23 protein-coding genes and 1 pseudogene are annotated in these 25,340 nt (G+C 71.4%); 16 read left to right on the top strand and 8 right to left on the bottom strand.

Features of this window, described 5'->3' with window-relative positions; genetic code table 11:
- Positions 1-177: 177 nt before the first annotated feature.
- Genes G6039_RS25270 through G6039_RS25260 form a run of 3 tightly spaced genes read right to left on the bottom strand, consistent with a single transcriptional unit; the run spans position 178 to position 2,769 of the window.
- On the bottom strand, positions 178-654 hold the full coding sequence (locus G6039_RS25270; protein WP_006940537.1) for an NUDIX hydrolase: 477 nt from the start codon (positions 652-654) through the stop codon (positions 178-180).
- 29 nt (positions 655-683) lie between these two features.
- A complete protein-coding gene (locus G6039_RS25265; protein ID WP_006940535.1) occupies positions 684-1,745 on the bottom strand; it encodes an ABC transporter substrate-binding protein in 1,062 nt (353 codons plus the stop codon).
- A gap of 31 nt (positions 1,746-1,776) precedes the next feature.
- Complete coding sequence (locus G6039_RS25260; protein ID WP_029544479.1) at positions 1,777-2,769, bottom strand: ABC transporter substrate-binding protein; 993 nt, start codon at positions 2,767-2,769, stop codon at positions 1,777-1,779.
- 259 nt (positions 2,770-3,028) lie between these two features.
- Here G6039_RS25260 and ctaD point away from each other — a divergent pair, with 259 nt between their 5' ends.
- The 3 genes from ctaD to G6039_RS25245 all read left to right on the top strand — a co-directional run bounded on the left by ctaD (position 3,029) and on the right by G6039_RS25245 (position 6,998).
- Positions 3,029-4,783, top strand: a complete 1,755-nt coding sequence (ctaD, locus tag G6039_RS25255; protein WP_075288606.1) for an aa3-type cytochrome oxidase subunit I — start codon at positions 3,029-3,031, stop codon at positions 4,781-4,783.
- 174 nt (positions 4,784-4,957) lie between these two features.
- Positions 4,958-6,172: a phosphoserine phosphatase SerB gene (gene serB, locus G6039_RS25250; RefSeq protein WP_170914110.1), complete on the top strand. Its 1,215-nt coding sequence runs from the start codon at positions 4,958-4,960 to the stop codon at positions 6,170-6,172.
- A 52-nt stretch (positions 6,173-6,224) separates the two neighbouring features.
- Positions 6,225-6,998 (top strand): peptidyl-tRNA hydrolase, encoded by a 774-nt coding sequence (locus tag G6039_RS25245; RefSeq protein ID WP_029544475.1) that lies wholly within the window; start codon positions 6,225-6,227, stop codon positions 6,996-6,998.
- Here G6039_RS25245 and glgX read toward each other — a convergent pair whose 3' ends face one another.
- On the bottom strand, positions 6,999-9,113 hold the full coding sequence (gene glgX, locus G6039_RS25240; RefSeq protein ID WP_006933169.1) for a glycogen debranching protein GlgX: 2,115 nt from the start codon (positions 9,111-9,113) through the stop codon (positions 6,999-7,001).
- A gap of 96 nt (positions 9,114-9,209) precedes the next feature.
- Between glgX and G6039_RS25235 the strand changes: the two genes are divergently transcribed.
- The 7 genes from G6039_RS25235 (at position 9,210) to G6039_RS25205 (ending at position 14,782) form a co-directional block, all read left to right on the top strand.
- Positions 9,210-10,043: an ABC transporter ATP-binding protein gene (locus G6039_RS25235; protein ID WP_037201771.1), complete on the top strand. Its 834-nt coding sequence runs from the start codon at positions 9,210-9,212 to the stop codon at positions 10,041-10,043.
- Between the two features lie 185 nt (positions 10,044-10,228).
- On the top strand, positions 10,229-11,062 hold the full coding sequence (locus G6039_RS25230) for an NUDIX hydrolase (protein WP_006933172.1): 834 nt from the start codon (positions 10,229-10,231) through the stop codon (positions 11,060-11,062).
- 10 nt (positions 11,063-11,072) lie between these two features.
- Positions 11,073-11,852 (top strand): enoyl-CoA hydratase-related protein, encoded by a 780-nt coding sequence (locus G6039_RS25225; RefSeq protein ID WP_006933175.1) that lies wholly within the window; start codon positions 11,073-11,075, stop codon positions 11,850-11,852.
- A gap of 53 nt (positions 11,853-11,905) precedes the next feature.
- Positions 11,906-12,883 carry a class I SAM-dependent methyltransferase gene (locus G6039_RS25220; RefSeq protein WP_029544469.1) on the top strand — a complete coding sequence of 326 codons (978 nt, stop codon included), beginning with the start codon at positions 11,906-11,908 and terminating at the stop codon, positions 12,881-12,883.
- Position 12,884: 1 nt separating this feature from the next.
- Entirely contained in the window at positions 12,885-14,042 is a 1,158-nt protein-coding gene (locus tag G6039_RS25215; protein WP_006933179.1) for a THUMP-like domain-containing protein, read from the top strand.
- Positions 14,043-14,117: 75 nt separating this feature from the next.
- Positions 14,118-14,405, top strand: coding sequence for an ArsR/SmtB family transcription factor (locus G6039_RS25210; protein ID WP_006933181.1), 288 nt, complete (start codon positions 14,118-14,120; stop codon positions 14,403-14,405).
- Positions 14,402-14,782: a VOC family protein gene (locus G6039_RS25205; protein WP_006933183.1), complete on the top strand. Its 381-nt coding sequence runs from the start codon at positions 14,402-14,404 to the stop codon at positions 14,780-14,782. The genes G6039_RS25210 and G6039_RS25205 overlap by 4 nt, the downstream gene beginning before the upstream one ends.
- A gap of 24 nt (positions 14,783-14,806) precedes the next feature.
- Here the strand turns inward: G6039_RS25205 and G6039_RS25200 are convergent, their stop codons facing one another.
- The gene (locus G6039_RS25200) at positions 14,807-16,108 is read right to left on the bottom strand and encodes an outer membrane protein assembly factor BamB family protein (RefSeq protein ID WP_043799682.1); all 1,302 of its coding nucleotides are present in this window, start codon (positions 16,106-16,108) and stop codon (positions 14,807-14,809) included.
- Between the two features lie 97 nt (positions 16,109-16,205).
- On the opposite strand from G6039_RS25200, the gene G6039_RS25195 reads away from it, so the two are divergent.
- The gene (locus tag G6039_RS25195) at positions 16,206-16,967 is read left to right on the top strand and encodes an acyltransferase (protein ID WP_029544462.1); all 762 of its coding nucleotides are present in this window, start codon (positions 16,206-16,208) and stop codon (positions 16,965-16,967) included.
- 15 nt (positions 16,968-16,982) lie between these two features.
- The gene (locus tag G6039_RS25190; protein WP_029544460.1) at positions 16,983-18,473 is read left to right on the top strand and encodes an amidase; all 1,491 of its coding nucleotides are present in this window, start codon (positions 16,983-16,985) and stop codon (positions 18,471-18,473) included.
- A 19-nt stretch (positions 18,474-18,492) separates the two neighbouring features.
- On the opposite strand, the gene G6039_RS25185 is transcribed toward G6039_RS25190, so the two are convergent.
- Genes G6039_RS25185 through G6039_RS25175 form a run of 3 tightly spaced genes read right to left on the bottom strand, consistent with a single transcriptional unit; the run spans position 18,493 to position 22,066 of the window.
- The gene (locus G6039_RS25185; protein ID WP_006933189.1) at positions 18,493-19,737 is read right to left on the bottom strand and encodes a glycosyltransferase family 4 protein; all 1,245 of its coding nucleotides are present in this window, start codon (positions 19,735-19,737) and stop codon (positions 18,493-18,495) included.
- On the bottom strand, positions 19,734-21,290 hold the full coding sequence (locus G6039_RS25180; protein WP_043799677.1) for a 1,4-alpha-glucan branching protein domain-containing protein: 1,557 nt from the start codon (positions 21,288-21,290) through the stop codon (positions 19,734-19,736). Before G6039_RS25180 ends, G6039_RS25185 begins: the two co-directional genes overlap by 4 nt.
- Positions 21,287-22,066 (bottom strand): class I SAM-dependent methyltransferase, encoded by a 780-nt coding sequence (locus tag G6039_RS25175; RefSeq protein WP_230304485.1) that lies wholly within the window; start codon positions 22,064-22,066, stop codon positions 21,287-21,289. The genes G6039_RS25180 and G6039_RS25175 overlap by 4 nt, the downstream gene beginning before the upstream one ends.
- A 230-nt stretch (positions 22,067-22,296) precedes the next feature.
- On the opposite strand from G6039_RS25175, the gene G6039_RS25170 reads away from it, so the two are divergent.
- The 4 genes and pseudogenes from G6039_RS25170 to G6039_RS25155 all read left to right on the top strand — a co-directional run.
- Positions 22,297-23,082, top strand: a complete 786-nt coding sequence (locus G6039_RS25170; RefSeq protein ID WP_006933194.1) for an electron transfer flavoprotein subunit beta/FixA family protein — start codon at positions 22,297-22,299, stop codon at positions 23,080-23,082.
- 47 nt (positions 23,083-23,129) lie between these two features.
- The gene (locus tag G6039_RS25165; protein ID WP_006933196.1) at positions 23,130-24,086 is read left to right on the top strand and encodes an electron transfer flavoprotein subunit alpha/FixB family protein; all 957 of its coding nucleotides are present in this window, start codon (positions 23,130-23,132) and stop codon (positions 24,084-24,086) included.
- Positions 24,087-24,223: 137 nt separating this feature from the next.
- On the top strand, positions 24,224-25,066 hold the full coding sequence (locus G6039_RS25160; protein WP_043799672.1) for a GNAT family N-acetyltransferase: 843 nt from the start codon (positions 24,224-24,226) through the stop codon (positions 25,064-25,066).
- Positions 25,063-25,340, top strand: a pseudogene (locus G6039_RS25155) (lysophospholipid acyltransferase family protein); the annotation flags it as partial. The gene G6039_RS25160 and the pseudogene G6039_RS25155, both read left to right, overlap by 4 nt.

Raw genomic sequence — 25,340 nt, 5'->3', positions numbered from 1 at the left:
CTTGGCGATCGACACCTTCGTCATGCGCATGGCGAAGAACCTAGCCTTCTTCGCCTCTCGTGCTGCTCGACCCACTGACATCTCCCCTGGTCAGGGAGCGTGTCGCATGGACCACCTGAGTCAGCCCTGATCGAGCACGTGTGACATTCGGCCGTCAGGTGGGCGTCAGGCGCACCGTCAGGGGCGGCGGAACCACGCCTCCGGCACGTCCCGCAGCGCCTTCTCCAGGCGCAGCACCGACGTGGCGGTCATGTTCTGCGGCAACGAATCCGGCGCGAACCAGGCCACCTCGAGGTTCTCGTCGTCGGCGACGTGGGCCACGCCACCCGTCGGGCGCATCAGGAAGCACACGTCCAGGTACCGCGCGACGTCCCCGTTGGGATAGGTGATCGGAGCGGTCACGTCCACGCTCGTGAGCCGGACGATCTCGGCGTCGACGCCGGTCTCCTCCCGCACCTCGCGCACGGCCGCGACGGCGGGTTCCTCGCCGGGTTCCAGGATGCCCGAGACCACGGCCCACAGGCCGTTGTCCGCGCGACGGGTCAGCAGCACCCGTCCGTCGGGGTCGACGACGACGGCGCTGACGCCGGGCAGCCACAGCGGCGCGGGACCGACCTGTGCGCGCAGTTGCGCGACGAACTCCGGAATAGGCATGTCCCCGGGCGCCTTTCGACGAGGTCGACTCAGTTGGAATAGCCGTTGAGGGTGTTGCGCACATCCGTCAGGACGGCCTTCGCGGCCACCGGGCCGGGCGTGGACCACACCAGGTCGTCCACCGCGAACAGCCGGCTGTCGGTGACCGCCCCGAGCTCGAGCCACGCCTCGGAGTCCATCACCTCGCTGCCGTGCGCGACGCCGTCCTCGCCGGCGAAGCGGACGTAGATCAGGTCGCCCTCCGCGGCGGCCGGGTCGGCCTCGTCGAGCGGGGCGTCCGCGCGCCCGTCCTGCACACCGAACCGCTGTGCGGGCGGGCGCGCGGCGCCGGCGTCGGCGAGGACCTGTCCGGCGAACGAGGCGGTGCCCTCGACGACGGCGCCGTCGCCGTTGAACCGCACGATCGACGCCTGGGTCTGCGACGCGGTCACCGCCTTGCCGACGTCCGTCGCGGTCGCGCGGTAGTCGTCGAGCACGCGGCCGGCCGCTTGCGAGCGTCCGAGTGTTTCGCCGGCGCGGAGGAACTGCTGCCGCCAGAACACCGGGTCGGAGCCGACGAGCACCGTCGGCGCGACGGTGCCGAGCCGGCGGTAGAGCTCCGGGTCGGCGGACGAGCCGAGGATGAGGTCCGGCTCCACGCCGTCGATGAGCGCGACGTCGGGCGCCGATGTGGTGCCCACCGACGGCAGCGTCGCGATCCCCGTGCCCAGGTACTCGGCCCGGGCGACGTCGGTGGTCGTGCCGACCACCCGCTCCCACAGGCCCAGGGCGCACACCGCGTCCATCGCGGCGGCGTCGAGCACGACGATCCGCTGCGGGTCGGCGGGCACCTCGGAGACGCCGCCGGTGTGGATCACCGACCGGGTGCCGCCGGCGGGCTGCCCCGGGTCCGGGGGGCTGGGGAGCGCGCACGCGGTGGTCGTGTCGCGTTCGATCCCGACGACGGCCGCCCCGGCGATGCGGGTGGTGGTGCGCACGATGCTGCTCGCCGGATCGTCCGTCGCCTCCGCGCATCCCGCCAACCCGAGTGCCGCGACGGCGGCGAGGGCGACGGTGCACGTGACGGCGCGAGACCGGGACGCTGCGGGCATACGACCACTCCTGTCTAGGGGACGGTCCAGGTTAACTGGTGTGCGGATCGACCCCGAACGCCTCGGCGAGGTCGTCGAGGATCTCGTGCGCGCCCTGGATGGACACCGGCGTCATCCACAGGCTGTCGTCCACGTCCACCTTCCGGCCGCGCAGGTTCTGCCACAGCGGGTTGGAGAGGAACGGCTGCGCCGCCGCCTCGGACTTGCCCTCCCCGTCGCGGTACATGCTGACGAAGATCACATTCGCGTCCGCCTCGCCGATGAGTTCGGGGCTGATCGCGTTCATGATGCTGCTCGGATCGGCCGGGTCGGGTCCCTGGCTCGCGGGGCGGGCCAGGCCGGCGTCCTCGAGGACGATGCCGCTGAACGACGTGGTGCGGTAGAGGCGGGCGGTGGGCTCACCGGCGAAGCGGACCACCGAGACGGTGGGGTTGCCGGCTGTGGCGTTGATCTCGTCGCCGATGGCTTTCGCCCGGGCCTCGTAGTCGGCGATCTTCTGTTCGGCGAGGTTCTCCTTGCCGAGGGCCCGCGCGGCGAGACGGATGTTGTCCTTCCACGTCGGCCCGGTGCTCTCGGAGAAGACCGTGGGCGCGATGGCGGAGAGCTTGTCGTAGTTCTCGCCGTCGCGCACGTCGGCGGACAGGATCAGGTCGGGGTGCAGCGCGGCGATCTTCTCCAGGCTCGCGTCGGAGACCGCACCGACGGAGGTGGCCTCGGCGGCGAACTGCCGGCGGCTGTCACCGAGGTAGTCGGGCAGTCCCTCGGTGCGGTAGTCGACGTAGCCGACGAGGTCGGACTCGAGCAGCAGCGTCGCGTCCGCGTAGCTGGTGTCGAGCGCGACGACCCGCAGCGGCTGGGACTCGACGGTGGTCGTTCCGCGGAAGTGCTCGACGGTGCGTGGGAAGCCCGCGGTGGCGGGGGTCTGCTCGGCCGTCTCGCCGGAGGAACAGCCCGCGAGCAGCACGGCCGCGGTCAGGGACGCCGCCAGGGCGGCGATGCCGCGGCGCAGGGGGAGGGGATACACGGTGGACCTCGTCTCTCGGGATCGCAAACAGTTAGGGAACGCTTACCTTAGTGTGCGGGCGAAACCGTGTGCTCGGTGAGGTGTGCCACGGCCCCGGGTTGCGTGGGTCACAGACCCCCGCCGGTATGCTCGACCGCCGAGTACGACACTGAGTAGGACCCGGTGAGCGTGCGGTGGTCGCACCGTCTACGATTCGATCAGCGCAAGCCAGAGAACGTTCGTCTCGCACTGCGAGTCGAGCGCGCAATCAGGAGGATTAGTGACTGCCGTAGCGCCCCAGCCAGTCCCGGAGATAGCTGCAGCGAGGCCGTACCCGCCGCGGCAGGGACCCAAGGGCTCGTTCTTCTACAAGATGATCACGACCACGGATCCCAAGATGCTCGGGATCATGTACATGGTCACCTCGTTCGCGTTCTTCCTCATCGGTGGCGTGATGGCTCTGCTCATCCGCACCGAGCTCGCGGTCCCGGGTCTGCAGTTCCTGTCGAACGAGCAGTACAACCAGCTGTTCACCATGCACGGCACGATCATGCTGCTGATGTACGCGACCCCGGTCGTGTTCGCCTTCGCGAACTACATCCTGCCGCTGCAGATCGGCGCGCCCGACGTCGCGTTCCCGCGTCTGAACTCGTTCAGCTACTGGCTGTACCTGTTCGGCGCGACGATCGTGACCGCCGGCTTCATCACCCCCGGTGGTGCGGCCGACTTCGGCTGGACTGCCTACAGCCCGCTCACCAGTGAGCTGCACTCGCCCGGCGTCGGTGGTGACTTCTGGGTCCTCGGCCTCGGCGTGATGGGTCTGGGCACCATCCTCGGTGCGGTCAACTTCATCACCACCGTCGTGTGCCTGCGCGCCCCCGGCATGACGATGTTCCGGATGCCCATCTTCACCTGGAACATCCTCATCACCAGCGTGCTCATCCTCCTGGCGTTCCCGCTGCTGACCGCCGCGTTCTTCGGCCTCTTCGTCGATCGCCACCTGGGCGGGCACATCTTCGACCCCGCCAACGGCGGCGTCATGCTGTGGCAGCACCTGTTCTGGTTCTTCGGCCACCCCGAGGTGTACATCATCGCGCTGCCGTTCTTCGGCATCGTCTCGGAGATCTTCCCGGTCTTCTCGCGCAAGCCGATCTTCGGCTACACCGGCCTGGTCTACGCGACCCTGGCCATCGCGGCGCTCTCGATCGCGGTGTGGGCGCACCACATGTACGCCACCGGCGCCGTGCTGCTGCCGTACTTCTCCTTCATGACCTTCCTGATCGCGGTGCCCACCGGCGTGAAGTTCTTCAACTGGATCGGCACCATGTGGAAGGGCCACCTGACGTTCGAGTCGCCGATGCTGTTCTCGGTCGGCTTCATCGTCACCTTCCTGTTCGGCGGCCTGTCCGGCGTCATCCTCGCCAGCCCGCCGCTCGACTTCCACGTGACGGACTCCTACTTCGTCATCGCGCACTTCCACTACGTGCTCTTCGGCACCATCGTGTTCGCCACCTACGCCGGCATCTACTTCTGGTTCCCGAAGATGACCGGACGCATGCTCGACGAGCGTCTCGCCAAGTGGCACTTCTGGCTGACCTTCCTCGGCTTCCACACCACGTTCCTGGTGCAGCACTGGCTGGGCAACGAGGGCATGCCGCGCCGCTACGCCGACTACCTGCCCTCGGACGGGTTCACCACCCTGAACATCATCTCGACCGTCGGTGCCTTCGTGCTCGGCGCCTCGACCCTGCCGTTCCTGTGGAACGTGTTCAAGAGCTACCGGTACGGCCAGGTCGTGACCGTCGACGACCCGTGGGGTTACGGCAACTCCCTCGAGTGGGCGACGAGCTGCCCGCCGCCGCGGCACAACTTCACCGAGCTGCCGCGCATCCGCTCCGAGCGCCCGGCGTTCGAGCTGCACTACCCGCACATGGTGGACCGCATCCGCGCCGAGGCGCACGTCGGTCCGGGCAGCAACAAGCACAACCATGTGGCGCTGAGCGAGGGTGCCGAGAGGACCCCCGCCGACCGCTGATCCGCACACCGGATCGACGCTTCCCGAGGCCCCGCCCGTCCCGACGGGCGGGGCCTCGCGCATTCTTCCGGGGTGGACCCCTGCTCGTTCGGCACCGCGTTCACCTGGCACAATGAGTGAGCATGTGCCGCGACGGACGAAGGATCGGAGACGTAGGTGGCGTCTGACACCGCGATGCTGGTGACTGTGACGGGGCCGGACCATCCCGGCGTGACCTCTGTGCTCTTCGCGGCGCTCACCCGGCACGAGGTCGATCTGCTCGACGTCGAGCAGGTCGTGATCCGGGGCCGGCTCACCCTCGGTGTGCTGGTCTCCTGCCCCGCCGATCCCGATGCCCTGCAGGACGAGATCGAGGCCGCCATGGCCACCATCGGCATGCACGCCCAGGTGCAGACCGGTGTCGAGCCGGGTATCGGCTCGACCGTGTCCACCCACGCCGTTGTGGTCCTCGGCAGTCCCGTCAGCGCCCGGGCGCTGCGTTCGGTGGGTCGTGAGCTCGCGCGGCAGGGCGCCAACATCGACTCGATCCGGGGCATCGCCGACTATCCGGTGACAGGTCTCGAACTCATGGTGACCGCGGCCGACCCCGGCGCCGAGGCCGACGTCCGATTGCGCGCCGGGCTCGCCGAGGTCGCCGCGGGCCTCAGTGTCGACATCGCCGTGGAGCGCGCCGGTCTCGCCCGCCGCTCGAAGCGGCTGATCGTGTTCGACGTCGACTCCACCCTCGTCCAGGGCGAGGTCATCGAGATGCTCGCCGCGCACGCCGGCGTGGAGGACAAGGTCCGCGCCGTCACCGAGGCCGCGATGCGCGGGGAGATCGACTTCACCGAGTCGCTGAACCAGCGGGTGGCGACCCTGGCCGGGTTGCCCGCGTCGGTGATCGACGAGGTCGCCGAGAACCTCGAGCTCACCCCCGGCGCCCGGACCACCATCCGCACGCTGCGCCGGCTCGGCTTCCGATGCGGCGTCGTCTCCGGTGGCTTCCGGCAGGTCATCGACGGCCTCGCCCACGAACTCGAACTGGACTTCGTCCGGGCGAACACGCTCGAGATCGTCGACGGCAAGCTCACCGGCCGCGTCGTCGGCGAGGTGGTGGACCGCGCCGCCAAGGCCCGTGCCCTGCGGGAGTTCGCCGCCGAGGCCGGCGTGCCGATCGAGCAGACCGTCGCGGTCGGCGACGGCGCCAACGACATCGACATGCTCGGCGCGGCAGGGCTCGGCATCGCCTTCAACGCCAAGCCGGCGCTACGCGAGGTCGCGGACACCGCGCTGTCCCACCCGTACCTGGACGCGGTGCTGTTCGTCCTCGGCGTCACCCGCGACGAGGTGGAGGCCGCCGACCGGGTCGACGGCACCCTGCGCCGCGTGCCCCTCGACACCGGTGCCTGAGGCCACGGCCCCGCTCGGTCCCGACGTCGTGGCTCGCCACGGTGCGGATGTCGTGACGCGCCACGGTGCGGATTTCGTGGCTCGCCACGGTGCGGATTTCGTGGCTCGCCACGGTGTCCTCGCCCGCGGCTACGGGCATCGACCGGACCCGGAGGACCCCGGGGCGGTGCTCGCGATGCCGATCGTGCTGCACATCCCCAAGCAGGATCCGCCCTCCCGTAGCGCGCTGCTCGAGGCTGCTGCGATGGCGACGATCGCGCTGTGCCTGGACCCACGCGTCGGGACCGGGCCGGCCGGTGAACCCGGCCCGTGGCGCGAGCCCTACCTCGCGTGGACCGACGCGCGCATCCGCAAGGTCAGCCGTCGCGCCCGCGGTGCCCAGTGGCGCGCCGCGCAGGAGGTCGACGGAATCACCGTCGAACACCGGGGGGCACACGCCCGGGCACTGGTCCCGGGGCCCGTCGGCGCTCTCGATCCGCGCATCTCGCGGCTGCAGATCGGCGGCACCGATCTGCCCCACGACACCCCGGACGATCCGCCCGCCGGAGTTCCGGTGCTGTGGATCGACGCCGCGCTCGGCATGACCGTCGGGAAGGCCGCGGCACAGGTCGGCCACGCCGCGATGCTGTTGGCCGGGGCCCTGGACGTCGAGCGCGCCGGCGCATGGGCCGACTCCGGGTTCGTGTGTGCCGTGCGCGACGCCGACCCCGCCCGGTGGCGGTACCTGACGGAGCGAGTCGACGCCGGCACCGCCGTGGCGGTACGGGACGCGGGATTCACCGAGGTGGCGCCGGGGTCGGTGACGGTCGTCGCCGTGCCGGGCTGATCACGTCGCGATCCGGAACACCAGCAGCGTCGGCCCGGTCAGCGGGAACGTCGAGCCGGCGGGCAGCGGCGTGAGATCCGCGGGCTCTCCGTCGACGGAGCTCGAGTCGAAGGCGCACACCATCGCACCGTGGTACCACTCGGCCCGGCCGAGGGTCAGGGTGGTGGGGCCGCCTGCGTGCAGCACGAGCAGGCCGCTGCTGTCCGTCAGCGGAACGCCCGCGCGGGTGACCGTGCCCAGCTGCGAGCCGTCCACCCACGCCTGCAGCGTCCGCCGGTTCTCGTCGAGCCAGTCCGCCTCCTGCAGTTCCCTTCCGTCCGCGCCGAACCACACCAGGTCGGGGTAGCCGACCTGGCGGGCCCTGCCGTCGAAGAAGCGGCCCTGACGCAGCACCGGCACCACTTTGCGCAGACGCAACGTCTGCCGCACGAACTCGACGAGTTCCTGGTCCGCGTGCTCCCAGTCGAGTGGCCAGGCGTCGCGGACCGGGACGTCGGCGGGCACGCAATAGGCATTGTTGTTGCCGCCCTGGGAGTGCCCGAACTCGTCGCCGGCGAGCAGCATCGGGGTGCCGGTCGACAGCAGCAGGGTGGCGAGCAGCGCACGCACGTGCCGGGCCCGGGCGGCCACGATCCGCGGATCGTCCGTGGGTCCTTCGACGCCGTGGTCGACGGATTCGTTGTTGTCGCTACCGTCACGGCCCTGTTCGCCGTTGGCCTCGTTGTGCTTGCGCCGGTAGCTGACAAGGTCGGCCATCGTGAAACCGTCGTGCGCGGTGACGAAGTTGATCGACATCCACGGCCGGTGGGTGTGCCGGCCGTAGAGGTCCTCCGAGCCCGCGAGCCGGGAGGCGACCTCCCGGATTCCCGCACCGCGCGCCCAGAAGCGCCGCACCGAGTCGCGGTAACGATCGTTCCACTCCGACCACTGGGGACCGATGTTGCCGAGCTGGTAGCCGGGCAGGGTCGCATCCCAGGGCTCGGCGATCAGCTTGAGCCGGGTCAGGACGGGGTCGGTGGTAATGGCGGTGAACACCGCCGCCCGGGGATCGAAGTCGCCGCCTCGCGGCCGGGCGAGCGCGCTGGCCAGGTCGAACCGGAAGCCGTCCACACCCATCTCCGTCGCCCAGTACCGCAGGCTGTCGCAGATCATCCGCACCGCCACCGGGGAACTGCCGTCGACGGTGTTGCCGCAGCCCGTCAGGTCGATGTCGTGGCCGGTGGCGTCGAGGAGGTAGTAGCCGGGCGCGTCGAGGCCGCGCCAGGACACGTGCGGGCCGTCCACCGACCATTCGCAGGTGTGGTTGTAGACCACGTCGAGGATCACCTCGAGGCCCGCCTCGTGGAGCGTGTCGACCATCGTCCGGAACTCCGCGATCTCGTTGCCGGGGGTGGCCGCGTAGCCCGGGTGGGGCGCGAAGTACGACGCGGTGGAGTAACCCCAGTGGTTGCGCATGCCGCGATCCCGTACGGGTGGTTCGGTGAGGAAGGCGTGCACGGGCAGCAGTTCGACGGCGGTGACCCCCAGGCCGACCAGGTGTTCGAGCACGGCCGGCGCCGTCAGGCCCAGATAGGTGCCGCGCCACTGCTCGGGGACGGCGGGATGGCGGGCGGTGTAGGAGCCGACGTGCAGTTCGTAGATCACCGTCTGCTCCCACGGCGTGCCGGGACGGTTGTGCCGGGCCCGGCCGGGGTTGTCGGCCACCACCGACAGCGGTGTGTGGCCGAGGGAGTCCACGGTCGACGCATCGCCGAACGGGGTGCGCTCGTAGCCGAGCAAGCGGGCCGTGTCGCCGATGTCACCGGTCAGCTGCCGGCCCCACGGGTCGAGCAGCAGCTTGTGCGGATTGGCACGTAGCCCGGTCCGGGGCTGCCACGCGCCGTGCACGCGGTAGCCGTAGCGCTGGCCCGGGCGGACCCCCGGCACCGCGCCGTGCCAGACGCCGTACGTCTTGTCCGGCAGGTCGATGCGTTCCTCGCGGCCGGCGTCGTCGATCAGGCAGAGCTGAACACGGCTGCCGTGGGGCGCGTGCACGGCGAACCGCGTCCCGTCGTCGCCGGGAAAGGCGCCCAGCGGGAAGGGACCGGCGTCGGACCGGGCGACGGCAGGTCCCACCGGCGGCTCGCCGGGTGCGGGGGAGGGGTGCGGTGGAGGCGAGGGGTACGACACGGAAGCGATCCTGCCGTGAACCGCTCGTGCGCGTACGCAAAGATGGTCGGCGTGGCAAAACCTGATCCCGATCTGCTCATCGAATTCGACGACGTGCTCGTGCGGCGGGGCGGCAACGTCCTCGTCGGTCCCGTGTCCTGGAAGGTGGAACTCGACGAACGTTGGGTGATCCTCGGTCCGAACGGGGCGGGTAAGACGTCGCTGCTGCGGGTGGCCGCAGCGGAGACATTCCCCACATCGGGGACGGCGCACGTGCTGGCGGAGACGTTCGGGAAGACCGACCTGTCCGAGCTGCGGCCCCGGATCGGGATGTCGTCGTCGGCGCTGGCGAACCGTGTGCCGGGCGACGAGAAGGTCGTGGACCTGGTGATCTCCGCGGGGTACGGCGTGCTGGGGCGCTGGCGCGAGCGGTACGACGAGGTGGACAGCGCACGCGCCGTGGAGATGCTCGAAAGCCTCGGCGCCGAGCATCTCGCCGACCGCACCTACGGCACGCTCTCCGAGGGTGAGCGCAAGCGCGTGCTCATCGCCCGGGCGCTGATGACGGATCCGGAGTTGCTGCTGCTCGACGAGCCCGCCGCCGGCCTGGACCTCGGTGGTCGTGAGGAGCTCGTGGCGCGGCTCGGCGTGCTGGCGGCCGACCCGGACGCTCCGGCGATCGTGCTGATCACCCATCACGTGGAGGAGATCCCGCCGGGCTTCACCCACGCGATGCTGCTCAAGGAGGGGCAGGTGGTGGCGCAGGGTCTGCTCGACGACGTGATCACGGGTGAGAACCTCAGCGATGCGTTCAGCCAGGCGATCACGCTCGACAAGGCGGACGGCCGGTTCTTCGCGCGCCGCACGTACCAGCCCGGGAGGCACCGCCGCGCGTAGCGGAGCGGAGCCGCGGCCGAGGTCACCGCCGCGCGTAGCGGAGCCGCGGCCGAGGTCACCGCCGCGCGTAGCGGAGCCGCGGCCGAGCACACCGCCGCGCGTAGCGGAGCCGCGGCCGAGCACACCGCCGCGCGGAGCAGCCGGGTGGATGAGTTGTGCGTCACGTCATGCCGTAACTTGTGAGTATGGCTATCGAACGTTCGGGAGAACCCGCGGGTGCAGCGGCGATGCCGCTCAAGGATGCCTCGACGGTGATCCTCGTCCGGGACGGCGACCGTGGCGTCGAGGTGTTCCTGCTGCAGCGCGTGCGCGGCATGGCGTTCGCCGGCGGCATGACGGTGTTTCCCGGCGGCGGCGTCGACCCGTCGGACAGCGCTGCGACGGTGGCGTGGGCGGGACCGCCCGTGCCCTGGTGGTCGGAGCGGTTCGGCACCTCCGAGACGCTCGCGCAGGCGCTCGTCCTCGCGGCCGTGCGCGAGACGTTCGAGGAGTGCGGGGTGCTGCTCGCCGGTGCGACACCGGACACCGTGGTGGCGGACACGACACCGTTCGGGGAGGCCCGCAGGCAGCTCGAGGCTCGGGAGCTCACCTTCGGCGAGTTCCTCGAACGTGAGGGGCTGGTGCTGCGTGCGGACCTGTTGCGGCCGTGGTCGAACTGGATCACGCCGGTCGGAGAGGGTCGTCGCTACGACACGAGGTTCTTCGTCGCGGCGGCCCCCGAGGGACAGATCGCCGACGGCGAGACGAGCGAGGCCGACGAGGTGCGGTGGCAGACTCCGCAGGAGGCGATCGCGCACTGGCAGGAGGGCGGCAGTGTGCTGCTGCCCCCGACCTGGAGCCAGTTGACGGCCCTGTCACGGTTCGGCTCGGTCGCGGAGATCCTCGCTGCGGAGCCGCAGATCACGCCGATCCTGCCGACCCGGATCACCTGGGAGGGACAGCTCCGGGTGGAGTTCCCCGAGCAGGACGGCTACTACGAGGCGGGGCCGCATCCGTGGGCCGCCCGGGATGCCAACTAGCCTGTGCCTCATGGCTGAATTCGTGACACTCGAGGTCTCCGACGGTATCGGCACCATCCGGCTCGACCGGCCGCCGATGAACGCACTCAACCGGCAGGTGCAGGAGGAGATCCGGGCCGCTGCGCGCGAGGCGACCGTGAACTCCGACGTCAAGGCGGTGATCGTCTACGGCGGTGAGAAGGTGTTCGCGGCCGGCGCGGACATCAAGGAGATGGCCGAGCTGAGCTACGTGCAGATGAGCGAGATCATCGCGGACCTGCAGTCGGCGCTGGGGTCGGTGGCGGAGATCCCGAAGCCGACGGTGGCCGCGATCACCGGCTACGCGCTGGGGGGCGGCCTGGAGCTCGCGCTGGGTGCGGACCGGCGGATCGCCGGCGACAACGCGAAGGTCGGTGTGCCGGAGATCCTGCTCGGCATCATCCCGGGCGGCGGCGGAACCCAGCGCCTCGCCCGCCTCGTCGGCCCGTCGAGGGCGAAGGATCTGGTGTTCACCGGCCGCTTCGTCGGTGCGGCCGAGGCCCTGCAGATGGGGCTGGTCGACGAGGTCGTCGCCCCGGACGAGGTGTACAACGCGGCGCGCGCGTGGGCGTCGCAGTTCAGCCGGGGCGCCACCCGCGCACTGGCGGCGGCCAAAGCCGCGATCGACCAGGGCCTCGACACCGACCTGGACACGGGGCTGAAGATCGAGCAGCACGTCTTCGCCGGCCTGTTCGCGACGAAGGACCGCACGATCGGCATGGAGTCCTTCGTCGCCAACGGCCCGGGTAAGGCCGAGTTCGTCGGGGAGTAGGCACCCCGGAACTGGAACTTGTTCATTCCTTACCGATGGGTAGGATGCCCTTCATGACTGCAAGCAGGACCGACGGGGTCGACCCCGCGCCGAACCCGCACGCCACTGCCGAGGAGGTGGCGGCCGCCCTTCGGGACACCAAGCTCGCGCAGGTGCTCTACCACGACTGGGAGGCCGAGACCTACGACGAGAAGTGGTCGATCTCCTACGACGAGCGCTGCATCGACTACGCGAAGGGTCGTTTCGACGCCGCCGCCGGTGACCAGCCCCTGCCGTACGAGCGGGCCCTCGAACTCGGTTGCGGCACCGGCTTCTTCCTGCTGAACCTCATGCAGGCCGGAGTGGCGAGGACCGGCTCGGTCACCGACCTGTCGCCCGGGATGGTCAAGGTGGCGCTGCGCAACGCCGGGCACCTCGGCCTCGACGTGGACGGCCGGGTGGCCGACGCCGAGACGATCCCGTACGACGACGACACCTTCGACCTCGTCGTCGGTCACGCGGTGCTGCACCACATCCCCGACGTCGAGCAGTCGCTGCGGGAGGTGCTGCGGGTGCTGAAGCCGGGCGGCCGGTTCGTCTTCGCCGGCGAGCCCAGCACGGTCGGGAACTTCTACGCGCGCTGGCTCGGCCGCCTCACGTGGGAGGCCACCACCAACGTCACGAAGCTGCCGTTCCTGCGGGACTGGCGGCGGCCGCAGGCCGAACTCGACGAGTCCTCCCGTGCCGCGGCGCTCGAGGCGGTCGTCGACCTGCACACCTTCGACCCGTCGGACCTGGAGCGGATGGCGGCTTCGGCCGGCGCGGTCGAGGTGAAGGCGAGCAGCGAGGAGTTCGCGGCCGCGCTGCTGGGCTGGCCGGTCCGCACATTCGAGGCCGCGGTGCCCGCGGAGAAGCTGGGCTGGGGCTGGGCGCGCTTCGCGTTCGGCGGGTGGCGCACGCTCAGCTGGGTGGACGAGAAGGTCCTCAGGCACGTGGTCCCGCGCAGCTTCTTCTACAACGTCATGATCACCGGCGTGAAGCCCGGCAAGTAGTGTGGGCTACGCGTTCACCCTCGCCGACGTCGCGTACCTGCGTTCGTCGCAGGGCGCGGCCGATCTCGCGGAGGTGGCCGCCCGGGAGCTGTCCGCGCGGACGCGCCTAGCCGACATCGGCTGGGCGCGTACGCGTTTCGCCGACCTGACCGCGCCGCTGACCGAGACGGTGCTGTTGCGCCGCAGGGCGGTCGCGAAGCTGCCCGCTGCCGGCGGCTGGCTGTTCACCGACGACGCGCTGCAGCAGGCGACGCCGGCGTCCGTCGCCGCGCATCGGGCCCGCCGGCTCGCCGGCCGGCGCGTCCACGACGTGACGTGCTCGATCGGCGCCGAGCTGGCGGCCCTGGTGGGGGTCGCGGAGGCGGTGGTCGGCAGCGATCTCGACCCCGTTCGCCTCGCGATGGCCGCCCACAACGTCCCCGGGGCGGCACTGGCCCGCGCCGACGCGCTGCGCCCGATCACCCGCGGTACCACCGTGATCGCCGATCCGGCCCGCCGATCCGAGGGCCGGCGCACGCACGACCCGGCGGCCCTGATGCCGCCGTTGCCCGACCTGCTCGACGCCTACGCCGGACGGGACCTGGCCGTCAAGTGTGCCCCCGGACTGGATTTCGATGCGCTGGACTGGGCGGGGGAGGTCGAGGTGGTCTCGCTCGACGGCGGCGTCCGCGAGGCATGCCTGTACTCCCCGGGTCTGGCCACGCCGGGCGTGCGGCGACGGGCGAGTGTGTTGCGTTCGGACGGCGCCGTATTCGAGATCACCGACGCGGAGCCGGACGAGATCCCCGAGCGGGAACCGGGGGAGTGGATCGTCGATCCCGACGGGGCGATCGTGCGTGCGGGGCTGGTGCGGCACTACGCGGCCGCCCACGGCCTGTGGCAGCTCGATCCGCGGATCGCGTATCTCACCGGCGACACCCTCCCCGCGGGGGTGCGGGGATTCCGCGTTCTCGATCGACTGAAGTACACGGAAAAGACTCTCCGGCAATCGCTCTCGTCGATGGACTGTGGGGTGGCGGAGATTCTCGTGCGAGGGGTCGACGTCGATCCGGCGGTGCTCCGGCCGCGGCTGAAGCTGCGCGGATCGCGGTCGCTGAGCGTCGTGCTCACGCGGATCGGCCGCACCCCGACGGCGTTCGTCTGCGAACCCAGTCGCTGAGCCCTGTCCCGGCCGGGTGGGTCGTTCCGGTGCGGGTCTTGATATGCAAGCAAATACTTGCGTATTCTCGACGGTGTGGTCGACGTCTTCAAAGCGCTGGCGGATCCGACCCGGCGGGCCATCCTGGACGAGCTCGTCGACCGGGACGGCCAGACGCTGTTCGAGCTGTGCACACGACTGATCTCGCGGCACGGCCTGGGCTCGTCCCGGCAGGCGATCTCGCAGCACCTGGCGATCCTCGAGGAGGCCGGGCTGGTCCGGACCCGCCGCGAGGGGCGATCGAAGTTCCATCATGTGGACGTTGCGCCACTGCAGGGCCTCGCCGACCGATGGACGGTCGCGCATCGAAAGGAGTCGCAGTGAAGGTCACCCTCACCAGCGTGTTGGTCGACGACCAGGACAAGGCGCTCGCCTTCTACACCGACGTCCTGGGTTTCGTGAAGAAGACCGAGGTCCCCCTGGGCGAGGCGCGGTGGCTCACCGTCGTCTCGCCGCAGCAGCCGGACGGGCCGGAACTGGTCCTCGAGCCCGACGGCCATCCCGCCGTCCGGCCGTTCAAGGAGGCCCTCGTCGCCGACGGTATCCCGTTCACCTCGTTCGCGGTCGACGACGTGCGCGCCGAGTACGAGCGGTTGCGCAGCCTCGGGGTGCGATTCACCCAGGAGCCCCTCGAAATGGGCGGCATCACCACCGCCGTCTTCGACGACACCTGCGGCAATCTCATCCAGATCGCCGGCTGAGCCGTCGCCGCCCGCGGCGAAAGGTCAGCGGAGCACGTAGACGTCGCCCGGCAGCGTCGCCGTGACGAACTCGCCGGCCGGCCCGACCGCGGTGCCGACCGAGAATCCGGCCGCGTCGGGCAGGGTCTCCTCGTCGAGCGTCTCCCCGCTGGCGGCGTCGAACACCAGCGCGGCCAACCCGTCGTCGGCTCGGGCCACCGTGTATCCGATGCCGTCGGCGGTCAGCGCCGGCACCCCCAGCTGGCGCACGTCGCCGCGGCGCCACACGAGTTCGGCCGCCTCACCGGTGTCGCGCAGCGCCACCAGGTCGCCGGTCCGGCCCCCCGGCGCGAGGACCAGCAGTCCGTCGGCGGACACCGCCGGTCCGGTGGAGGCCGTGTACCCGAGGTCGTGGCTCCACCGCGGCGTCCCGGTCCCGGCATCGAGGGCCCACAGGGCTCCCTCGCCGTCGTGCACGTACACCGTGGCGCCGTCCGCGGACAGCACGGGACTGGTCGTCGCGCCGCCCGGAAGCTCCGGCTGCGACCACTCCTCGACCACCCGCGCATCGTCGCCGCCGGTGTAGCGCATCGACACGACGGCGGCGCGATCGGCGCCCGGCCGCCACAGCGTCACCAGAATCCGGCCGGTCCCGAGATCGACCGCCGGGGTGGTGGCCACCGGGCAGTCCTCCGATCCGCCGAAACATGCGGCCAGACCGTGGTCGTTGGGCAGCCGTGGCACGTTCGTCCCGTCCGCCACCCCGGGGGTGGGCACGAGGTCGAAGATCGGGGCGGCGTGCCTGCCCGTCTGCGGGTCGAGCACGTTGACCTGACCGAAATGCGTGACGAACACGAGGTTTCCGTCGCCGGTGAACTGTGCGGTGCCCGGCGTCCCGCTCACCGGGATCCGCCAGCGCCGCTGGCCGTGCTCGTTGAACGACACCATCGCCCCCTCCTCGCCGACGTAGATGTTGGCCACGCCGTCGGCGGTGGGAGTCACCCCGGTGACACCCGGCGCGAGGCGGGTGCACCAGCGCTTGCGGCCGGTGTCGATCTGGAACGAGACGAGGTTGCAGCCGGCGGCGGTCGCGGCGGTGACGAAGATCTGTCCGTTCGCCGCGACGCTCGCGGGCGCGGTGACGGCGCCGCCGAGCGGACGTGACCAGGCGGGCGCGAGGTCGCGCAGCCCGTCGGCGGGCGCGGTGTTGCTGTTGCGGGCGTCGGCGTACCGACCCGGCCACGCCCCGGCGGCGAGAACGTCGACCGGGCCGCCGTCGCTGCCGCATCCGGTCAACACCAGTGCCGCCGAGACCGTCAGCATCACCGTCCGCAGGGCAGCCCGCATCACTCATCTCCTCGCCATGGCTCGAATGACCCGATGGGCCACACTATCGGGCCGGGTGGCGCACTCGATGCGCGAGGCGGACCGTACGCTGGCAACCATGACGAGCATGTGGGGCGCACCGTTGCGCACGAGGTGGCGGGGTTCTCGTCGGCGGGATCCCGATCAGGCCCGATTCCTGACCGTCGATTCGCTGCGATGGGTGCTGGCGCACAAGGCGTACACGCCGTGGTACCTGGTCCGGTACTACCGGCTCGCCAAGTTCAAGCTCGCCAACCCGCACGTGATCCTGCGCGGCATGGTGTTCCTCGGCAAGAACGTCGAGATCCATTCCGTCCCCGAGCTGTCCCGGCTCGAGATCGGCCGGTGGGTGCACATCGGCGACGGCAATGCCATCCGCTGTCACGAGGGGTCGCTGCGCATCGGCGACAAGGTGGTCTTCGGCAAGGACAACGTCGTCAACACCTACCTCGACATCGAGATCGGCGCCTCCACACTCGTCGCCGACTGGTGCTACATCTGCGACTTCGACCACCGCACCGAGGACATCACGTACCCGATCAAGGATCAGGGGATCGTCAAGAGCCCCGTGCGGATCGGACCCGACACCTGGATCGCGACGAAGGTCACGGTGCTGCGCGGCACCCGCACCGGCCGCGGCTGCGTCCTCGGCGCGCACGCGGTGGTCAAGGGCGACATCCCGGACTACAGCATCGCGGTCGGATCGCCGGCCAAGGTGGTCAGGAACCGCCGCACGGACTGGGAGTCCGGTGCCGCAGACCGGGCCGCGTACGTCGCCGCGCTCGAGGACATCGCGCGCAAGAAGGCGGGCCGCGAACCGGCGGCGGAACCCGGGTCCTGATCCGGGGCGCCTGCGATGGACTACGCCGACTACCGCCGCTACGACGCCGTGGGGCTCGCCGAACTCGTCACCCGCCGCGAGGTCACGCCGCGCGAACTGCTCGACGCGGCCCTCGCCCGGCTCGACGCGGTGGAGCCCACACTGAACACCGTCGTACGCCGGCTCGACGAGCAGGCGCGCAGCCGGGCCGCGGAGCGCCTCGAGGGTCCGTTCGCGGGGGTGCCGTTCCTGGTCAAGGATCTTCTCCAGGACGTCGCGGGGATTCCGACCGGCAGCGGGAGCAGGTCCCTGGCGGAGCTGCCCGCCGTGCGCAACGCGCTGGTCGTCGATCGCTGGCTGGACGCGGGCCTCGTCCTCTTCGGCAAGACGAACACTCCGGAGTTCGGGGTCAAGGGGGTGACCGAGCCGGTGGCGAACGGTCCCACCCGCAACCCGTGGAATCCCGCGCACACGCCGGGCGGGTCCTCCGGCGGATCCGCGGCGGCGGTCGCCGCCGGCGTGGTCCCGGCGGCCGGCGCGAACGACGGCGGCGGCTCGATCCGCATTCCGGCCGCCTGCTGCGGGCTGGTCGGGCTCAAACCGGGCCGGGGCCTGGTGCCGAGCGGACCCGAGGTGGACGAGGACCGGCACGGGGCGGTCAGCAACGGGGTCGTCACGCGCACGGTGCGCGACGCGGCAGCCATGCTCGACGTGCTGGCCGGTCCGGACCCGAACGGGCCCTATCTCACGGCGGCACCGCAGGAGTCGTATGCGTCCGCGGCGAGTACCCCACCGCGGACGCTGCGCATCGGGTTCGCGACGGACTCCCCGATCGGCACCGGCGTCGACCCGGAGGCCGTCACGGCCGTCGAGAACGCCGCGGCGCTGCTCGCCGAGCTGGGCCACGCCGTCGAACCCGCGGCGACGGGGATCGACGAGCGGCGGCTGTCCACCGACTGGCTGACGATGTGGTTCGCCTGGCTCGCCGCCGACGTCCGGCAGGCGCGCCTGCGCACCGGGTGCGCCCCCGACGCGTTCGAGCCCGACACGCGGTTCCTCGCCGCGCTCGGCGACTCCGTGCGGCCCTCGGACTATCTCGCCTCGCTGCGCCGGTGGAACGGGTATACGCAGCAGCTCGGCGCGTTCCACGAGCGGTACGACCTGCTGCTCACGCCGACCCTGGCGTATCCGCCGGCGCGCGTGGGGGAACTGGCCACGCCGCCCGCGCTCCAGGGGGCCGCGCGCCTGATCGTGACGGCGCGGCTGGGCCGCGCGGCGCGGTGGGCCGGGCTGATGGACCGCATCGTCGACGAGAACCTCGCCCGGACGCCGTACACCCAGCTCGCGAACATCACCGGGCGCCCGGCGATCTCGGTGCCACTGCACTGGACCGCGGCGGGATTGCCGTTGGGCGTGCAGTTTCTCGGGCCGCTGGGCTCGGAGGGACTGCTGCTGTCGCTCGCGGCACAGCTCGAGCGGGCCCGGCCCTGGGCGCACCGCGAGCCTCCGCTGCTGCCGTCCCGGTGACGCGGGCCGGCAGCGCCGGTCACCGGCCGGGCAACGGCCGCTGGGGAATCGTCGGTCGCGGAAGCGGATGGCGCACACGACGTTTCGCCTCCGAGTACACACGGGCGGTCTCGGTGGCCACCAGCCGCCAGTCGAAGTCCTCCGTGAGCCGCTCGCGCGCCGCCCGCGCCCGTCGCTGGGCGGCCGCGGGGTCGTCGAGGGTCCGCCGGACCGCCGACGCCAGCCCCGCGACGTCGCCGGGTGCGAACGAGAGGCCGGTCGAGCCGTCGACGACGGCCTCTCCCAGGCCGCCGGCCGTCGACGCGACGAGTGGCGTCCCGGCGGCCGCGGCCTCGAGTGCGATGATCCCGAACGGTTCGTAGCGGCTCGGCAGGACGATCGCATCGGCGCGGTGCAGCCACCCGAGCAGCTCGATGCGGTCGAGGTTGCCGACGAACGTCACCGACCGCGCGACGCGGTGCACGCGCGCCTGCTCGCGCAGCCAGTCGAACTGGGTGCCCTCCCCGGCGACGACGAGGGTGGTGCCGGGGTGCGTGCGCCGGATCCGGGGGAGGGCGGCGATCGCGTCCTGCACGCCCTTCTCGTACTCGAGGCGGCCGACGAACAGCAGCTGCGGCGGCCCGGAACGCGGCGCCCGCTCCCGGTAGGACCACGCGGTGACGTCGATTCCGTTGCGGATCACCGTCGCCGGCGGCAGGTCCGGCCCGTAGAGCGCGGCGACCTCCTCGTTCATCGATGCCGAACACGTGATGAGCCGATCGGATTCGTTGGCGAGCCACCACTCCACCGAGTGCACCTGCCGGTTCACGCGGCCCGACAGCCAGCCGCTGTGCCGGCCGGCCTCGCTTGCGTGCAGGGTGGACACCAGCGGTACGTCGAAGAACTCGGCGAGCGCGACGGCGGGGTGTGCGACGAGCCAGTCGTGCGCGTGCACCACGTCCGGGTACCAGCCGTCGCCGATGCCGCCCTTGGTCAGGCTCAGCCCCGCCCGCACCATGGCATGACCCATCGCGAGCGTCCAGGCGAGCATGTCCTCGCCGAAGTCGAAGTGCGGTGGGTCCTCGGCGACGGCCACCACGAGCACGCCCTCGGCGATGTGGCTGATCGTGGGGTGGGTGGTGGCGTCCGTGCCGGTGGGCCGCCGGGAGAGCACGACCACCTCGTGGCCGGCGGCGGCGAGCTCGGTGGCGAGGTGGTGCACGTGCCGGCCGAGGCCGCCGACGACGACGGGCGGGTACTCCCAGGAGACGATCAGCACCTTCACGAGGGGGCTCCCATCCGGTCGGGCAGGCGGCGGGCGTCGAGCCCGGGGAACAGATTGTCGGCCCGGTTCCAGCCGGCGGCCAGGCGCGCCGCCGTCTCGTCGCGGCCTGCGGCGACCGCCGCGGCGATCTCGCGCAACGCGTGGGCGTGCTTGTGGGCCCGGTCCCGCGCGTATCCGGCCGCGGTGTCCTTGCTGACCATGAATGCCCAGTCGCTCGACACCGTCAGCAGCGCCTCGCGCAGCATCTGGTCGTGCACCCGGTTGCGCAGCGCGGGGCGGCCGGCCCCGGCGGCGCCGCGGGCCTTGTCCAGGGTGTCGAGCGTGGTGCGCACGACCTCCTCGTCGAGCTGTACGAGGTCGCGAACCTGCTCGCCGGCCCACACCCGCCAGTCCTTCCCGGACCCCCACGAGGTGTCGTGCAGGTCGACGGGTGCTCCCACGTACCCGCGGTCGCGTGCGTCGGCGAGAGTGCCCACCTCGATGCCCGCCTCCGGCAGCGCCCGGAGCAGCCGTTCGAGAAACAGCGGGCCCTCGTGCCACCAGTGGCCGAACAGCTCGGTGTCGAAGGCGGCGACCACCAGGGCGTCGCGCCCGATGCGGTCGGACTCGCGGCGCAGTCGGCGGCGGATCGTGTCGACGAAGTCGGCCACGTGGCGGTCGACGGCCGCGGACGCCAGATCGGGGTCGTAGGGCGCCTTGTCCTGTGGGGCGACGGTGCGGCCGGTCACGCGGGCGGGCTTGAGCCCGGTGTCGTGGCAGTAGGTGTGGAAGTCCCGGTAGGCGGGGTGGCCCGGGTAGCCGGACTTCGGCGACCAGACCCGGTAGGACACCTGCAGATCCCGGCCGAAGGCGACGACGTCGGAGTCCCACACGGTCCGGCCGAGCGTGGTGTCGCCGCGCAGGGCGGGACCGTCCACCATGAAGTGCCCGACGCCGGCGGCGGCGTATCCGGCCTCCATGCCGGGGGTGAACGCGCACTCGGGCGCCCAGATGCCCTGCGGTGTGTGCGCCCAGCGGGCATGCGCGTCGGCCAGTCCCTCGGCGAGGGAGAACGCCCGCAGGCGGGGATCGAGCAGAGGCTGGAAGGGATGGGCCAGCGGCCCGCCCAGCAGTTCGACCGCCTCGGCGTCGACGAGTTCGCGGAACACCGGGGATCCGCCGTGACGCCAACGGGTTTCGAACTGTTCGAGGGCTGCGGCGGCATGCCGGTGCTCGCGGGCTCCGAGCGCACGGTAGGCCGGCTCCCGCATGCCCGCGGCCTCGTGGGCGCGCAGCTGCCAGTTGCCGAGCCAGTGGTGCATCCCGGTCAGGCAGTGGGGGTCGTCGAGCTGAGCGGCGAGCACGGGCGTCACCCCGAGGGTGACCAGGCGCGTGCGGCCCTCGGCGGCAAGCCGGCGCAGGACGTCGGTCACCGGGAGATACGTCGCGGCCCAGGACTGGTAGAGCCATTCCTCGCCGACCGGCCAGCGACCGTGGTGGGCGAGCCACGGCAGGTGCGAGTGCAGCACCAGCGCGAACAGTCCCGGTTCCCGCCGGGTGGCGGGAGTGGTCACCGCGCCGGATCCTTCACCGCGATCGCGACGAGATCCAGACTGGCGTCGATGTTCTCGGGCGCGAGGAGGAAGTCGTCGACCGTCACGGCCGCGACGTCTGCGGTCAGGCCGGCGGGCCAGGGCTCGCCGGCGAGAGCGCGCTCGATCTGGGCGTCGATGAAGGAGCCGCCGTGCTTGGCATCGAGGGCGCGCAGGGCGGGGCCGTGGTGCACCCCGGTCGTCAGGGCGACGCGGAAGCCGGCTCCCTCGAGCAGTTCGGTGAGTTCGGCGGCGTTCAGCTCGCGGGTGTGGAACGGGTTGAGCGGGGTGTCGCGGCCGGGGGAGAACGTGATGCGGTTGGGGGTGCTGATCAGCAGTTCGCCGCCGTCCCGGAGCACGCGGTGGCATTCGCGCAGGAACCCGGACTGGTCCCACAGGTGCTCGATGACCTGGAAGTTGACGACAACGTCCACGGAGGCGTCGGCGAGGGGCAGGTCGGCGAGGTTGGCGTGCCGCATGTCCACGCGCGGGTAGCGGGCGCGCACGTGCGCGACGGCGCTCTCGTCGTAGTCGAGGCCGACGACGGCGGTGGCGACGCCCGCGATCATGTCGGCGCCGTAGCCCTCGCCGGCGCCCGCCTCGAGCACGGTGCGGCCGGCGCACCGGGGCAGCAGGTCGCGGTAGACCACCTCGTGGCGGCGGAACCAGTAGTTCTCCTCCGCGATGCCGGGAACGGTGCGCTCGCCGGTGAGTGGCAGTTGAGGGGCGTCGCCGGCGGGGACGGGGGATTCGCTCACCGCCCAGACATTAGCCCCACCTTTGTCGACCTCGTCATCGGTGGTCCAGATCACAGCCGTGCGGCTCCCTTCGTGTGGTTATGGTGAACGAGGTTCCCATCCAAGTTACCAGCGGGTAACTTAGCGTGAGGTAATCTATCGCACACCCCCGTGCGAAGCACGAGAGCTCGGTCAAGGCGTTGCGCCTCGCCGATCCCAGGCAGTCATACACAGGAGGTCGACGTAGACCCATGACGAACATCGTCGTTTTGATCAAGCAGGTCCCCGACACGTGGTCCGAGCGCAAGCTCAGCGACGGCGACTTCACGCTCGATCGCGAGGCCGCCGACGCGGTGCTCGACGAGATCAACGAGCGCGCCGTCGAGGAAGCCCTGCTCATCAAGGAGCGCGACGGCGGGGAGGTCACCGTGCTCACCGCCGGTCCGGACCGCGCCACCGACGCGATCCGCAAGGCGCTGTCCATGGGTGCCGACAAGGCCATCCACCTCAACGACCCGGCCATCCACGGCTCCGACGCGATCCAGACCGCGTACGCGCTCGCGGCGGCTCTCGGCCAGATCGAGGGCGTCGACCTGGTCATCGCCGGCAACGAGGCCACCGACGGCCGGATGGGCGCCGTGCCGGCGATCATCGCCGAGTACCTCGGCCTGCCGCAGCTGACCCACATGCGCAAGCTCACCGTCGCCGACGGCAAGGTCAGCGGCGAGCGCGAGACCGACGAGGGTGTCTTCACCCTCGAGGCCACGCTGCCGGCCATCGTCTCGGTCACCGAGAAGATCAACGAGCCCCGCTTCCCGTCCTTCAAGGGCATCATGGCCGCCAAGAAGAAGGAAGTTCAGGCCCTCACTCTCGCCGACATCGGGCTCGACCCCGAGATCTTCGGCGTGGCCAACGCCGGCAGCACCGTCACCGGTGTCAGCCCGAAGCCCCCGCGTACCGCTGGTGAGCGCGTCGCGGACGAGGGTGACGGCGGCAGCAAGATCGCCGCGTACCTCGTCGGCCAGAAGATCATCTGATCGCGCCCACGCGACACAGCAGACATACCCAAGGGAGAGAAAGAGCAATGGCAGAAGTACTCGTGCTCGTCGAGCACGCCGAGGGCGCGCTGAAGAAGGTCAGCACCGAGCTGATCACCGCCGCCCGTGCGCTGGGTGAGCCCGCCGCGGTCGTGACCGGTCCGGCCGGCACCGCCGACAAGCTGCAGGACGCGCTCGCCGCCGCCGGCGCCGCCAAGGTCTACGCCGCCGAGTCCGACGACATCGAGGGCTACCTGGTGACCCCGAAGGTCGACGTGCTGGCCTCGCTCGTGGAGTCCGCCAGCCCCGCCGCGGTGATCACCGCCGCCAGCGTCGAGGGCAAGGAGGTGTCGGGCCGCCTCGCCGCGCGCATCGGCTCCGGTCTGCTCTGCGACGTCATCGACGTCAAGTCCGACGGTTCGGCCGTGCACTCGATCTTCGGTGGCGCGTACACCGTCGACGCCAAGGCCAACGGCGAGGTGCCGGTCGTCTCCGTGCGTCCGGGTGCCGTCGAGGCGCAGCCGCAGGCCGGCGCCGCCGAGCGCGTGGACGTCGAGGTGCCGGCGCAGGAGGAGAACGCGGTCAAGATCACCGCGCGCAACCCGATCGTGGGCGGCGACCGTCCCGAGCTGACCGAGGCGTCGATCGTCGTCTCCGGCGGCCGCGGCGTCGGCAGCGCCGACAAGTTCAGCGTCGTCGAGGACCTCGCCGACTCGCTCGGTGCCGCCGTCGGTGCCTCCCGCGCCGCCGTCGACTCCGGCTACTACCCGGGTCAGTTCCAGGTCGGTCAGACCGGCAAGACCGTCTCGCCGCAGCTGTATGTGGCGCTGGGCATCTCCGGCGCCATCCAGCACCGGGCCGGCATGCAGACGTCCAAGACGATCGTCGCGGTCAACAAGGACGAAGAGGCCCCGATCTTCGAGATCGCGGACTACGGCGTCGTGGGTGACCTGTTCAACGTCGCTCCGCAGCTGACCGAGGAGATCAAGAAGCACAAGGGCTGATCCCGAGGTCCCGCCGCGGCCCCGCACCCGTCCAGGGTGCGGGGCCGCACGCGTACCCGGGCATGTTCACCGGACGTGCACGGAGGCGACACCGTGCCGCCCCTGCCGCGACGTACCGGCTCGATACACATTGCGCCATGACCACTTTGCTGGTGCCGGCCCGGAACCCGGGGCTGTCGGAGGCGGTGCTGTCGGGGCCGCGGTACTCCCTGCTCGTGTCCGCCGACCGCGAACATCGCGAGGCCGCACAGCGGCTGCGTTACCGCGTCTTCGCCGCCGAACCCGGATTCCACCTCCCGGCAGGCATGCCCGCGGGCCTCGACGCCGACCGCTTCGACGAGTACTGCGACCACCTGTTGGTGCGCGAGAACCACACCGGCGCGGTGGTGGGCTGCTACCGGATGCTGCCGCCGGAGGCCGCACGCGCCGCCGGGGGCTACTACACCGCCACCGAATTCGATCTCACCGCCCTCGATCCCGACGGTCTGCGGGCGGTGGAGATGGGCCGCGCCTGCGTCGACCCCGCCCACCGCTCCGGCTCGGTCCTGTCGCTGATGTGGGCCGGGATCCTGCACTACCTGCAACTCACCGGGCACAACTGGGTCATGGGGTGCGTGTCGGTGCCGATGCGCACCCACCCGTCCGACGTGCCCGGCGCCAACGTCCGGGGAGTGCGCGACGTGCTGCTGGCCCGGCACTCCGTCGAGCCGGCCCGGCGGGTGCTTCCCCGGACCCCGGTCGTCGTCGACGGCCGCCCCCTCGACGACATCCCGTCACCCGGGCGGCCGGTGCTGCCGCCGCTGCTGCGCGGGTATCTGCGGCTCGGTGCTCGCATCTGCGGCGAGCCCGCCCACGACCCCGACTTCGGGGTGGCCGACTTCGTCGCGCTGCAGAGCCTCGCCGGAGCCAACGCGCGCTACCTCGAGCGGCTGCGGACCGCCGCCGAGAGCGCCGAGGCGGCCGCAGGAGCGCGGGCGTGAACACCCGCGCCCACGCCTGGATGCCGGCCAGTCCCTGCGGCACCGGCTGCCTTCCGGCCGATCCGGGGCGAGTGAGTTTCGTCACGGCGGCGGCGCGCTGGGTGCTCGTGGTGGCGGTCCTGGCAACCGCCCCGTTGCTGACCGCCGGCCGGCTCCTGCCCCGCCCGGGGCGCCTCGCCGCCCAGCGTGCGTTCGCCCGCGTCCTGCTGCGTTGTGCCGGGCTGCGGCTGACGGTGACCGACCTGCGGGACCGCGGCGACGGGGGAGGCGGGGG

This window comes from Rhodococcus aetherivorans (assembly GCF_011058165.1).
GTDB lineage: Bacteria > Actinomycetota > Actinomycetes > Mycobacteriales > Mycobacteriaceae > Rhodococcus > Rhodococcus aetherivorans.
This window is presented reverse-complemented; position numbering and strand designations above follow the sequence as displayed.

What these genes read in the sequence shown, in the direction of transcription:
- G6039_RS25270 (WP_006940537.1), bottom strand. Translation starts at nt 654, where the DNA reads ATGCCTATTCCGGAGTTCGTCGCGCAACTGCGCGCACAGGTCGGTCCC.
- G6039_RS25265 (WP_006940535.1), bottom strand. Translation starts at nt 1,745, where the DNA reads ATGCCCGCAGCGTCCCGGTCTCGCGCCGTCACGTGCACCGTCGCCCTC.
- serB (WP_170914110.1), top strand. Translation starts at nt 4,958, where the DNA reads ATGCTGGTGACTGTGACGGGGCCGGACCATCCCGGCGTGACCTCTGTG.
- G6039_RS25235 (WP_037201771.1), top strand. Translation starts at nt 9,210, where the DNA reads ATGGTCGGCGTGGCAAAACCTGATCCCGATCTGCTCATCGAATTCGAC.
- G6039_RS25230 (WP_006933172.1), top strand. Translation starts at nt 10,229, where the DNA reads ATGGCTATCGAACGTTCGGGAGAACCCGCGGGTGCAGCGGCGATGCCG.
- G6039_RS25225 (WP_006933175.1), top strand. Translation starts at nt 11,073, where the DNA reads ATGGCTGAATTCGTGACACTCGAGGTCTCCGACGGTATCGGCACCATC.
- G6039_RS25220 (WP_029544469.1), top strand. Translation starts at nt 11,906, where the DNA reads ATGACTGCAAGCAGGACCGACGGGGTCGACCCCGCGCCGAACCCGCAC.
- G6039_RS25200 (WP_043799682.1), bottom strand. Translation starts at nt 16,108, where the DNA reads ATGCGGGCTGCCCTGCGGACGGTGATGCTGACGGTCTCGGCGGCACTG.
- G6039_RS25195 (WP_029544462.1), top strand. Translation starts at nt 16,206, where the DNA reads ATGACGAGCATGTGGGGCGCACCGTTGCGCACGAGGTGGCGGGGTTCT.
- G6039_RS25190 (WP_029544460.1), top strand. Translation starts at nt 16,983, where the DNA reads ATGGACTACGCCGACTACCGCCGCTACGACGCCGTGGGGCTCGCCGAA.
- G6039_RS25170 (WP_006933194.1), top strand. Translation starts at nt 22,297, where the DNA reads ATGACGAACATCGTCGTTTTGATCAAGCAGGTCCCCGACACGTGGTCC.
- G6039_RS25165 (WP_006933196.1), top strand. Translation starts at nt 23,130, where the DNA reads ATGGCAGAAGTACTCGTGCTCGTCGAGCACGCCGAGGGCGCGCTGAAG.
- G6039_RS25160 (WP_043799672.1), top strand. Translation starts at nt 24,224, where the DNA reads ATGACCACTTTGCTGGTGCCGGCCCGGAACCCGGGGCTGTCGGAGGCG.